The following is an 11,778-nucleotide window of genomic DNA, read 5'->3' as shown; positions in this document are numbered from 1 at the left end:
TATTCCAACCCCTATAGAGCATCAACCGTGCCAACTTTTAACTCATTGATTTTATTAGACTTAGCTGTATTCCATGTTTTTAGTGCGTGATTATGACTACATATAAACTCCCCAAGAGCACACATCCGTGTCATAGTGACTCTCCGAGATTAATTAACGGCGTTCATGTTTCGTTCAGAATAGAAGCGATAAAGTAACAACATAGAAAAAGAGGAATGAATATGAAAAATATATTAGTTACGATTGTTGCATTATTTACTGGCCTTTTGGCACTATTCACAAGCTTGATCCTTGCTATTCCTTTGGCTATTGCAGCTTTAATCACTGGCAAGCGCATTCAGAATCAAATGAAGAAACAAGGTTTCGCAGCTCATATGAACACTCGTCAGTCATCAACCCATGATGCCGGAGTTATTGAAGGTGAGTACGAAGACCTTTCAAGCAGAAAATAATCTAAACTTCAGTTTCAGACATAGTGAAAGCACAACAGAGACAAGATTACATAATGCAAAGAAAGCCCCTCCTAGCACTGCTGGCCTTAACGACTTTAAGTCTCGTTGGTTGCTCCAACGAGACATCAATACCCGCTTACGAAACTTCTCCAGATTTGCCTAGCTATCAGCAAGACAGCTTTGATGCCTACGTCAATGACACCCAAGATTGGTTATTGAAAAACCGTGTGTTCATGACGGAAGACAAACAACTCGAGATCCAACTCAATTCGCCAACCGAGTATCAACCAACCTCGCCAAACGGCAAGGCAGTGTTACTGGTTCATGGATTAGGTGACTCACCCTACTCATTTAAAGACATCGCTACCCATTTGGCTGAGCAAGGTTACTTAGTGAGAACCGTGTTACTGCCGGGTCATGGTAGTCGCGTGGGTGACTTAATGCAGCCGAGCCTAGAAGATTGGCAAGGTGTGGTAGCTCATCATACGAAGTTACTCGAGCAAGAGTATGATTCTGTTTGGCTAGGCGGCTATTCAACCGGTGCGAACCTCGTGACTTCACAGGCGATGCATGATCCAAAAATCTCTGGGTTACTGCTGTTCTCTCCTGCGTTTCAACCGAGCTCGTCAGCCGTTCAATATGCAGAGCTAGCGAGCTACTTTGTTACTTGGGCCGATCAAGATCCTGAAGATAACGTGCTGCGTTACAACTCACTGCCAATGAACGGTGCTTCAGTTTACTACGAGACATCAGAAGTCGTTCGCAATGACTTGGAAGATAAGCACTTCGATAAGCCGGTGTTTATTATGATGAGTGAAGGCGACAGCGTGATTGACACCAACTACGTTCAGCAAGCATTTACTGAATCGATGCCGAATCCAAACAATGTGTTGGTTTGGCAAGGAGAAACGACACTCGAGGATCCTCGCGCTGTTCAGTACAGCATGAAAATTCCAGATCAGCGTATCTCGAACGGCTCTCACATGGGCTTACTGTTCTCACCAAGCAACCCTTACTACGGAATCAATGGTAGCGAGAAGATCTGCTCTAATGGTCAGGCTGAAGGCTTTGAAGAACAATGTAATGCAACCAGTGAAGTTTGGTACTCAGCATGGGGCTATCGCGAGGAAGGGAAGAACCATGCGCGTTTGACCTACAACCCCTACTTCTCAGATTCTATGGCGAAGTTAGATGCCGTGCTGAATTCTGAAGGCTAACAAGCTCAAACCTGTCGAAGCCAATCCATAGAAATCAAAAAGGCTCACTAGATAACGTCTAGTGAGCCTTTTTTAATGAGTATCGTTTCTCGTAACTTACTCTTATCGCTTACTGCTATATCGTCCACACCACACGAACAGCAAGCAGGATCAACACCAAACCTGATAGTCGGTCAATCAGCTGCGCCTTTGAGCGAATACGTTCAACAATCAACGGGCTAGATAGCACCAAGGTGATAAAAGTGTACCAAAGGCCGTCGACAATCAACGGCGTTGAGACAATGATCACTTGATTGGTCAGTTCATTACCTAATGCAACAAATTGGCTGAACAGAGCGATGAAGAACAGCGCAATCTTTGGGCTTAAGATAGAGATCAAGAAAGCCTCGCGAGCAGACTGCATGTAACTCATCTTTTCCCCCGCCTCTAATTTCGCGGCAACACCACCTTTCGAACGTAACGCGTTTACGCCGAGATAAAGCAGATACGCAGCACCCGCTAAACTAATACCTTTGAACAACATTGGTGATTGCTCAAGCACAACGGCCAAACCAACAATGGTTGCGAACGCATAAATACCGATACCAGCAGCATGCGACCAAGCTGCGATAAGTCCGTTCATGCGGCCACCAGCCAAGCTGTGCTTAGCGATCATCGCCAAACTCGGGCCCGGAGACATTGCACCCAACAAGCAAATCGCTAATAAAGAAAACCAAATTGTTACTGTCATCATTCCATTCCTAGTAAAATAAAGCGTTCCAGCTGAACACTCTACGCTTAATACTCAATACTTGGCACTTACCATAATCCGCAGAACGTATCATTTGAAATCAAAGGTTATCATTACACTTATGATTTCAAATCATACTGATATTGTAACTCGACTTTTTCATGGCTTGGAATGCCTTTTCTCTCGCCCATTTGTGGGCAGAGTCGTTGTCATATTTAGGGTGCCACATTAACCAATAGGTATGCATTTCCGTATCAAACGGCAAAGAAAAGTAGGTAGTATCGAGGTGTCGACCTAGGTTATAGGCGATATGTTCCGGCACAATCATCAGGTAATCGTCTTGCATCAATACAGTGCCAGCCGATGAAAAGAACGGAACCTGCAAAGCCACTCTTCGCTTCAGGCCTTGCTTCTTCAATGCTATGTCCGCGTAGCTGTCTTTATCTCCGCCCCCCGTCACCTTTATGTGAGAGTAGTTAACAATGTCTTCTGCACTCAAAACCACTTGTTGAGCTAATGGGTGAGACTTGCGCATCAAACACACCGACTTGTCTTCACCAAGTTTGATGCTTGAAACATGCTCTGGCTTTGTGGGAAACATACTAGAAGCTAAGTGGATCCCCGACTCGTTCAGTGCTTCAAGGTAGTTTGGCTGCCACAGGCGATAAGCCAAATTGATATTCGGCGCTTCAGCGGACACCTCTGCAACAATCACAGGAAGAATATACTGAGCCACATAATCACTCGAAGACAACACCAACTCACCTTGCCAGTCTCGTGGCTCAAAGGGTTTATCGTCTAACAGGTGATCAAACTCGCCCAATAAGTCATCGAGTTTGTCTTTAAGTAATAGAGCACGATTGGTAGGAACCAATTTGTTACCATCACGAACCAACAAAGGATCACCACACAAATCTCTTAGCTGGCTAAGTTGGCGGCTAACCGCTGACTGTGTAATGTGCAAGCGTTGAGCTGCGCGGCTGACATGACACTCCTCTAGAAGTACATGCAGTGAACGCAGTAGGTTTAAGTTGATATTGCCTAACATGAATGTACCGTCGGATTCAGTTTGTTAAAAAACTCGGTCAGCACAGTATGAGTCATTAGGTGACGCAGATCTGGATAGCTTTGCAGTTGGTCGCGAACTTGATTTAAATGCTCCATGCTTTCCACTTCAACGTACAGCATCATGTCCGTCTCACCGCTGATCGAGTGACACCACTGCACACCATCAATACTCTGGATTCGTTGCGCGTAGGACTCACAACTATGGTCGCTGCTCGACATGTCGAACTTCAACAAAATATAAGCACACACATTCTTCGTTTGATTGGGGTCTGTAACTTGAGCGCAGTAGCCCGTAATCACTTTATCGCTTTCCAGTTTCTTGACTCTGGCGTTCACAGCTGAGCGCGAGAGACTGACATCTCGTGCGATATCGCTCACTGAGCATCGTGCATTGATTTTGAGAATATCCAAAATCTGGCGATCAAATTTATCCATGCTTCTGATTCTTTCCACTTATTGTTCTATTTATAACGCCTAATTTGACACAACTTTCCTACTTATAACAGCCATTATGACAGCCGACACTTTCACGCTTAATCGGATTAATACCGTTAAAATGACGGTGTCTTACGACGTTTCGCTAGCTGTATTATTGATGGCGACAATGTATGCTCTCATTCATAGCATCACCCAAACATCAGAAGACAGACACCTGAAGGTCAACACATAAGCCAATAGCTAGGAGAGCGAATGACACAACTTAAACAAGAAATCACGCTAGTGTCCGGAATCGGGCAGCTCTCGACGACCTTGTTGGGTACTGGGCTCTTTATGATTCCCGCTATCGCGGCAGGCATTGCTGGACAGCTGTCGCTACTGGCTTGGTTAATCCTGTTTATCGCTATTTGTCCTATCGCTCTAACCTTTGCTGCGTTGGGAAAACGCTACCCAAATGCAGGTGGCACCGCCTACTTTGTACGTCAGGCGTTCAGCGAGCGTTTAGAAACGAGTGTCGCTTGGCTGTTTGTGAGTGTTATTCCTGTTGGCATTCCAGCCGCGATTGCATTAGCAGGCGGCTTTGCTCAACAGTTGTTACCTGCACCTCTCGACACACCACTTGGGGCTCAATCCTTTACCGTCGCTCTGCTGATTGCCGTCAATTTGATGGGCAGTAAGTCTTCAGGCCGCTTGCAAACGGTGATTGCCTTATCAATTTTTGCCTTGGTTAGCGCTTTTGTTTGGAAAGCCGACATCACGGTAACCGATGTGGCTCTCCCTACCATCTCGTCCGATTCTATGTGGTCCATCGGCGCTGCTTTAGCCGTCATGTTTTGGTGCTTTGTCGGAATAGAAGCTTTTGCTCACATGGGAGAGGAGTTCAAAAATCCACAACGTGACTTCCCAATCGCCATCATTGCAGGCTGTTTTGTTGCGGGGTTAGTGTACTGGACTTGTTCAGTGGTGATTCTTAAACTGGGGGCTTACGGTTCACCTGAATTCGATGCCGCATCCATCCCTTGGGTAACAGAACAACTGTTTGGTAATGGCTTCAAAACCGTCATCAGTGTGCTAGGTTTCTTTGCTTGCTTTGCCAGTCTCAACCTTTACACACAAAGCCTATCACGAATGATCTGGGCTCAAGCTCGCCAACACACTCCTACAAGTAGAATGGCTCAACTGAACAGCCGCGGCGTACCACTTTACCCAACATTAGCTATTGGATTTATCGCGCTTATCTCGTGTGTGATTGGTGAACTGTCTAATTTGGACCTTGAGTTCTTTCTCAAGCTCGCCAATGGTATTTTTGTTCTGGTTTATTTGCTTGCTATGTTAGCGGCTTGCCGATTACTGACAGGTGCATCTAGATACACAGCCATGCTCTCATTGGTCATATGTACCTTAGTGTTTATCTGTTTAAGTTGGTCGATGCTCTATGCCGTGACTATTTTTGTGACATTGTCACTCCCTTGGCGAAAATGGTTGGGTAAGCCCACTGTTTCTATCGACAAGTTGTAAGCAAACTCTACCAATATCACTGATAAAATAGCCGAGCGATCTGTTTGATCTTCGGCTTTATCTCAGCCAAACGTATATTTCCAAAACCCAGCACCGCCCCACTCCAATCACGAGCATCACTCGAACCGTATTCATAAAAATCAAACGGACGAATGATGATATTTTCAAGCTCTGCTCTACGGCTCCACTCATGTTCAGATATTCCGTTGTACCACTTCACCGTTACATGTAGTCCTGCCGCCTGACTGATTACTTCAAGATCACCGTTAAACTCGCTTTCAATCGCTTCTATCATCGCTTCATACTTGAGTTTGTATGACCGACGCATCTTTCTAATATGACGCAGCAAGTCGCCTTCTCGAACAAAATCCGCCAAAGCTTCTTGTGTATGAGACGCCGTGTCTCCAGTGAGCGCATCTTTAATCTCAAGACACTTCGCCACCAGACTTTCTGGCACCACTAAGTAGCCTAAGCGGAGTCCGTTGAACATGACTTTACTCAGCGAACCAACATAAATGATTCGGTCATCAAACCCGAGTTTACCCGCTAAGCCTTGCATACTGGTGTAAGGGCGATGTGCAAACTGAAACTCACTGTCGTAGTCATCTTCAATAATCCAAGACTGATTTTTGTTGGCCCAATCGATTAGCTTGAGGCGTTGCTCGGTATTAAGTGTTGTGCCCATTGGGTATTGATTGCTTGGAGTGACATACAGAGCCTTAGCATTACTGGAGAGCACTTTTTCAATATCAATACCGACCTTTTCACGGACACTTACGCCATCTAACTCTAGCCTCAACAGATCGATAATTTTATGCACTTGTCGATAACCGGGCTCTTCCACCAGGATTTTGTCGCCCATCGCCAACGTCGCCATCAAACCAATTGAAATGGCTTGCTGCGCACCAGCAGTAATGATGATTCTATCGACACTACAATGAACTGAACGACTGCTTGCTAGATACCCGGTCAACGCTTCCCTCAAGGCCAAGCTTCCCTGAACCTCTTGATTGCCCGCAATGTTCTGACGTGCAGAGTGGCGTTGCAACAGCCTCTGCCACTTAGCATAAGGGAACGCATCTAAGTCAGGGACTCCTGGGGCAAAGCTGCGGTTAATGTCGTTAGGTGTCGCTATATTTGCACTCGGCTTACTTATTACGTGCCTAACCTGTACATCCTGAACACTGTTTGGCTGAGACAAACTGAGAAAATGCTCCGGCTGTTCAACCGACACGTAAAAACCCGAGCCTTGCCTGCTCTCTATGTAGCCTTCCGTAACTAACTGTTCATACGCATAGATCACTGTGTTTCGACTTACTGTCAGTTCTACGGCCAGCTTGCGTGTTGAAGGTAACTTACTGCCTTTACTCCATAAACCTTGAACGATCTTCTCTCTTATCGCGTGGAACAAGGCGGTTTGACGCGTGTCGTGTTGTTTGTCTAACTGTAGGTCACCGACATCAATAGGCTGCATAACTGGATCCAAATAGTGTTTAAAAGTGGCTCTATTTAATAGACCAGTTAATCGCTACATTAATCAAAAGGCAATGATTAAGGAGCGATTATGTTATCTAACACGAAAAGAACCACGATTAAAAAAGGGGCTCACAAAGCCGTATTTGAACAAGAGAAACTGCACCAAATTATTGATGAGAGCTTAATCGCACACATTGCATTGCAAGGCGAACAAGGCCCAATGGTTATCCCGATGCTCGCGTGGCGAGTGGATGACATGGTCTACATTCATGGGGCTAAAAACAGTCGCTTACTGAAAGGGCTAAAGAAAGGAGAACCAACCTGCTTAACGTTCACTCTGTTCGATGGTTGGGTATTGGCTCGTTCGGCATTTCATCACAGTGCGCACTATCGTTCTGCAGTGGTACTGGGGTCTTTTTCAGTTATTGATGACAACCAAGAAAAGGATCGCTTGCTGAATATCTTTATTGAGCAAATCGCACCGGGAAGAACCGATGAAGTCAGGCTAAGTAATGATAAAGAGCTCACCGCAACCGAGCTATTGGCGATCCCTTTAACAGAAGCCTCCGTGAAAATTGGTAAACATGGCGTGAATGATGATAAGACTGATATGGATATCCCAGTCTGGGCTGGCGTATTACCTTATCGAACGGTAGTAGGGCCACTAGAAACAGTGCCAGAGCAAGAAGGTATTGTTGAAACACCTGATTACCAACAAGCCTATGGTGAACGTTGGTATCAGAATTAACACACGAAGATGGTCAACCAAGAATAGTTGTATACAATCTGGCGTATCAAAAATTTAGCATAATGAAATTCTGTCGCCAGATGATGAACACGAATAAGGACACTCTTCCACTTCAAGGCTTGCTCAATGGTATTGGGCAAGTCTATTTCACACCATCTGCTGTAACATCCCTTTTGTTATTGCTAGCTATCTCTATTGAATCAATTCCACTGGCTTGTTTAACTTTACTCGGTGCCAGCTGCTGCTACACATTAGCTCGCTATACCCATTACAGCATTAACACCAACAACAAACCAACTCATGATCTTAACAGTGGTATGTATGCGTTAAATGGCGCACTGATCGCTTTGTTCATTGGTAACTTCTTTGGGGTCACCCCAATACTAGCGGCTGTGACAATCTTAGGTGCCCTACTCACCGTGCCAATCGCTAAAATAGTGTTTAGCTTTAAAAAGTACCGCGGTTACACCAGCGCCTTCGTTATTACCTCTTGGGGAATTTATGTTGTCCAATCAACCTTCGAGCTTTCTGCATTTTCAACATCAAGCATTGCGTTGATGCCACTCATTGATATCGGTACAGATGTGAAAAACTACTTACCAACGTTTGTGGTGACCATGCTAAAAGGGATCAGCCAAGTCAGTTTTATCAATAATGAGTTTTCCGGATTAGTTATCTTGGTCGCAATCGCACTGAACAGCTTCATGCACGCTGTTTGGATACTGCTTGCGGTGTTAATCAGTACCCTATTTAGCTCTTTGATTGGTGCTGACAATGAATTAATCTCCCAAGGGCTGTATGGCTACAACGCCATTCTTGCAACTCTAGCACTTGTGCTCTATCCACGAATTCCTTGGCCGCTAATCCTATTAGGCATGCTGTTGAGTTGCCTTATTACCCTAGGCTTTCACACCTTGGCACTGCTGCCATTAACAGCGCCTTTCATTTTGAGTACTTGGGCTGTGGTTTACTTATCAGGCTTGTTACAGAAACGAAGTCTAGCCTAAAAACATAAACTATAGATCCGTCCAAAACCTCTCGACATATTGCTTTGGCGTTAAACCTCGATGTTTCTTAAACATTCGATTGAAGCTGGCAGTATTGGTATAGCCTAAGCGTTTAGCGACATCTTCAATGGGCAATTTATAACTCAACAATTCCACCGCAACATTACTCAATGCATAACCCATTATGGTAGAAAAATTGACACCCCGTTTGTGTAAACGTCGCTGAAACTGCTGCTCAGATAACCCCAGAAGGCTAGAAACTTTATGCAGAGTCGGCAAACCGAAATGGCGGCTGTAGTTGATCATCTCATAAGTCACCTTATGTTCATCACCGGCATCTGGCATATTGAGGTAGTTGTCTAGGTCGTGAAAATTCATCGCCAGCCCCATTTTACCTACACTTGGCGATTGATTAATAGACAACCTCAACTCACTCCGTATCCAAACCTCTGTACGAGGTTGCCCCCATTGAATCGTACAACCGAAATACTCATGGTAGAGATCAACGTTATCTCGATGGCCGGCAATTGATACCGCCATGGGTTTAAAACCATCCCCTAAATAACGGCGCAAAATCTTCATAATGAAAATGGCCACTCTTATCGAGTCATGTACTTTGCCCGTTTCCGTGTAAGCGGGATTGTCGTAGCACCATTTAATCATGGTTCCGACTTGAGCACCGTATAAGAAAGCACCCGACTGTAAACAATGCAGTCCGATGTTGACTCTGCGGATCGTCGACGCAAGATCGTGACCAGAAAAAAACCAATTGGTTAACGGGCCTAATCTTTCAATATCTACACGATCAGCCAATTTCAATATGATATCCGGATCATTAGTTTGCTCTTCAAGTAGACCATACCATTTGTCCACTTCACTAACGGGAATAAGGTTCATCGGGTTATTAAACACCGATTTAGGAATACCTAATTGCTCGGTATTCACGGCCTTATTGGTCATTGCGTATTGATAAATACCCAAAATACCCAATGCTCTTAAGAAGTTACAGTTGTTCATTAGCCCCCTACCTAGAAGTTACTATTACAGATCAAATCATATTGACACCATTATTAAAGTAATTGGTAAATTTTCAACCTCTAAATCTGATATCAATCACACTCGGCGCTCAATTTAACCTAGGGTTTATCAATGAGTTTACTTAGTGTCCCATTTGTCGGAACAGGTGCAGATACTGCACTACACGTCGTGGCTGGCGTAGTGTTGGTCGCAACCATCGCGGCAGCATGTTACGGGTTCTGGCGTGTTCATGAATTACCAATCAATAAAGCTCACAGTAAAGATCATCATCAGCTGGGTTTGATTACCGCATTAACATGGATTGGTTTCGTATGGCACTGGGTATGGGTACTCGCTGTAATCTTGGCATTTGTTGATATGGAAAAAGCCATCATCAACCTAAGAGATACATGGAAATCTCCGGCAGCACCGAAGGAACAGGCAACGACCGACAAGCAAGATGAGGAGAGCCAAGTATGTTAGAAGGCTTAGCAATTTGGGCACTGTTCATTTATTTACTCAGACTTATTGGTATGCCTTGGAACAAAGGCACCAAAGCATTCGCGTACCTAGGTGGTACATCTTGGCTATTGTTTGTGTGGGTCGGCCTACTCAACTTTACTCCGATGGATTTATCGGGCGGTTCGGTTGTTCAGTCTCCGCACATTCAATTGCGTCCAGACTCAACCAATGTGTCGGGTAAAACAACGAAAGTCCATATCCATCCCAACCAAGATGTGACAGAAGGACAACTGATCTATGAGATTGACGACACCAAATATGTGATTGCAAGAGACAAAGCAAGTGTTCAACTTGAGTCAGCAAAGGTCGCTTTAGACACGGCTCGCCAAGAAGTGAGCATTGCTAAAGTTAGCTATCGCTCAGCGCTAGAAGACATCAAAGCTTCAATTGCACAAATTGAGTCAGCGAAAACAGACTTAGTACTGCAATCAAAAACGCTTGATCGTTACCAGAAGCAAAACAGTGTCGTACAACACACAATCACTGAAACTGACATCGACCAACAAACGGCAAAGGTAGATTTGGCGACTCACAATTTGACTACGTTAGAATCTCAACTGAGCAAGAAAGAAGTCGATGCAGAAAACGCGAAACTCGACATTCACAAAGCCGAAACTAACGTTAGTAAACAACAAACAGAAGTGGATTCAGCGAAAGCAACCTTGGCTCAAGCACAATGGGATCTTAACAGCACCAAAGTCACGGCACCGACTGACGGCTTTGTAACGAACTTTATTCTTCGTGAAGGTCAGCGCGTTTCAATGATGCCTCGTATTCAAATGTACACCGAAGAGAAGTACGTGCTAATGCGAGTTAACCACCAAGCGATTCGTAATATTAAGGTCGGCCAACCAGCAGAATTTGCGACGGCGGTTTACCCTGGCAAGATATTCTCGGCAACCGTAGAAGGTATTGTTGAGGCGACGGGTGAAGCACAGGCGAGCTTGCTCGGTATCGATGAACAGGTGCGTGTCACCACAGGTCGAAACCTTCAGAACAAGCACCACTTTGTACGTTTAAAGATCGATGAAACAGAAGGCTACGATATTCCTGTTGGTTCTGTCGGGTTAGCGTGGGTAAGTGGTGAGAAACCGATTAGCTTCATGGCGTTCCTAGATGTAATACGCGGGATCATCATTAGAATGAAGTCTCAGCTGTACTTCTTCTACTCTATCTAATACGCCTGATAAACAAAACAAGACTAAACCCGTGCGATTTCAGATCGCACGGGCTTTTTGGGTTGCTTGCTTAAAATTCCATATTTTTAGGCGTAGGAAGAGTCCATAGAAGGCAAAGAACTCAGAGACACGTTGTGCTCGCCTTTCTTCTTATCTCATCTCATCTCATCTCATCTCATCGCGACACTAGATCATCAACACCTAGATCACCCAACACTATCATCAAATTGCAAATCGCAATTGCATAATGCGACAGGATAATTCTAAAACGCGAATAAAACACCCAAATACGCACCAAATTGCTATTAAACAGCCTATATTCGAGGTTTTAAAAGTTGGCACGCTACCTGCAATGTATAAATCGACCCTTCTTAAGCCGAGGGTCACCTAGCCAACTGACGTTGTTA

Annotated in this window: 12 protein-coding genes; 7 read left to right on the top strand and 5 right to left on the bottom strand. The window is 44.8% G+C overall.

All coding sequences use genetic code 11. The annotated features are described in order from the left end of the window. Positions 1-221 precede the first annotated feature (221 nt). Complete coding sequence (locus OC193_RS16315) at positions 222-452, top strand: hypothetical protein (protein ID WP_048659061.1); 231 nt, start codon at positions 222-224, stop codon at positions 450-452. A gap of 53 nt (positions 453-505) precedes the next feature. Next, positions 506-1,669, top strand: coding sequence for an alpha/beta hydrolase (locus OC193_RS16310; RefSeq protein ID WP_048659059.1), 1,164 nt, complete (start codon positions 506-508; stop codon positions 1,667-1,669). A gap of 115 nt (positions 1,670-1,784) precedes the next feature. On the opposite strand, the gene OC193_RS16305 is transcribed toward OC193_RS16310, so the two are convergent. The 3 genes from OC193_RS16305 to OC193_RS16295 form a co-directional block, all read right to left on the bottom strand. Beyond that, positions 1,785-2,399, bottom strand: a complete 615-nt coding sequence (locus OC193_RS16305; RefSeq protein ID WP_048659058.1) for a LysE family translocator — start codon at positions 2,397-2,399, stop codon at positions 1,785-1,787. Positions 2,400-2,526: 127 nt separating this feature from the next. After that, entirely contained in the window at positions 2,527-3,447 is a 921-nt protein-coding gene (locus tag OC193_RS16300; RefSeq protein ID WP_048659057.1) for a LysR family transcriptional regulator, read from the bottom strand. Next, complete coding sequence (locus OC193_RS16295; protein ID WP_048663325.1) at positions 3,441-3,902, bottom strand: Lrp/AsnC family transcriptional regulator; 462 nt, start codon at positions 3,900-3,902, stop codon at positions 3,441-3,443. The genes OC193_RS16300 and OC193_RS16295 overlap by 7 nt, the downstream gene beginning before the upstream one ends. Before the next feature lie 255 nt (positions 3,903-4,157). Here OC193_RS16295 and yjeH point away from each other — a divergent pair, with 255 nt between their 5' ends. Continuing rightward, the gene (gene yjeH / locus OC193_RS16290) at positions 4,158-5,423 is read left to right on the top strand and encodes an L-methionine/branched-chain amino acid transporter (RefSeq protein ID WP_048663323.1); all 1,266 of its coding nucleotides are present in this window, start codon (positions 4,158-4,160) and stop codon (positions 5,421-5,423) included. Positions 5,424-5,439: 16 nt separating this feature from the next. On the opposite strand, the gene pdxR is transcribed toward yjeH, so the two are convergent. Then, on the bottom strand, positions 5,440-6,897 hold the full coding sequence (gene pdxR / locus OC193_RS16285; RefSeq protein ID WP_048663321.1) for a MocR-like pyridoxine biosynthesis transcription factor PdxR: 1,458 nt from the start codon (positions 6,895-6,897) through the stop codon (positions 5,440-5,442). A gap of 90 nt (positions 6,898-6,987) precedes the next feature. Here pdxR and OC193_RS16280 point away from each other — a divergent pair, with 90 nt between their 5' ends. After that, positions 6,988-7,647 carry a pyridoxamine 5'-phosphate oxidase family protein gene (locus OC193_RS16280; RefSeq protein WP_048663318.1) on the top strand — a complete coding sequence of 220 codons (660 nt, stop codon included), beginning with the start codon at positions 6,988-6,990 and terminating at the stop codon, positions 7,645-7,647. Between the two features lie 80 nt (positions 7,648-7,727). After that, positions 7,728-8,654, top strand: a complete 927-nt coding sequence (locus OC193_RS16275; RefSeq protein WP_048659052.1) for an urea transporter — start codon at positions 7,728-7,730, stop codon at positions 8,652-8,654. Between the two features lie 9 nt (positions 8,655-8,663). Here OC193_RS16275 and OC193_RS16270 read toward each other — a convergent pair whose 3' ends face one another. After that, positions 8,664-9,671, bottom strand: coding sequence for an AraC family transcriptional regulator (locus OC193_RS16270; RefSeq protein ID WP_048659051.1), 1,008 nt, complete (start codon positions 9,669-9,671; stop codon positions 8,664-8,666). Between the two features lie 132 nt (positions 9,672-9,803). On the opposite strand from OC193_RS16270, the gene OC193_RS16265 reads away from it, so the two are divergent. Next, positions 9,804-10,154 (top strand): hypothetical protein, encoded by a 351-nt coding sequence (locus OC193_RS16265; RefSeq protein ID WP_048659050.1) that lies wholly within the window; start codon positions 9,804-9,806, stop codon positions 10,152-10,154. Further along, complete coding sequence (locus tag OC193_RS16260) at positions 10,148-11,371, top strand: HlyD family secretion protein (protein ID WP_048659049.1); 1,224 nt, start codon at positions 10,148-10,150, stop codon at positions 11,369-11,371. The genes OC193_RS16265 and OC193_RS16260 overlap by 7 nt, the downstream gene beginning before the upstream one ends. Positions 11,372-11,778 lie beyond the last annotated feature (407 nt).

This window comes from Vibrio crassostreae, from assembly GCF_024347415.1.
In the GTDB taxonomy this organism is placed as follows: domain Bacteria; phylum Pseudomonadota; class Gammaproteobacteria; order Enterobacterales; family Vibrionaceae; genus Vibrio; species Vibrio crassostreae.
The sequence above is the reverse complement of the archived record's forward strand: the minus strand, read 5'-3'. Positions and strand labels throughout refer to the sequence as shown.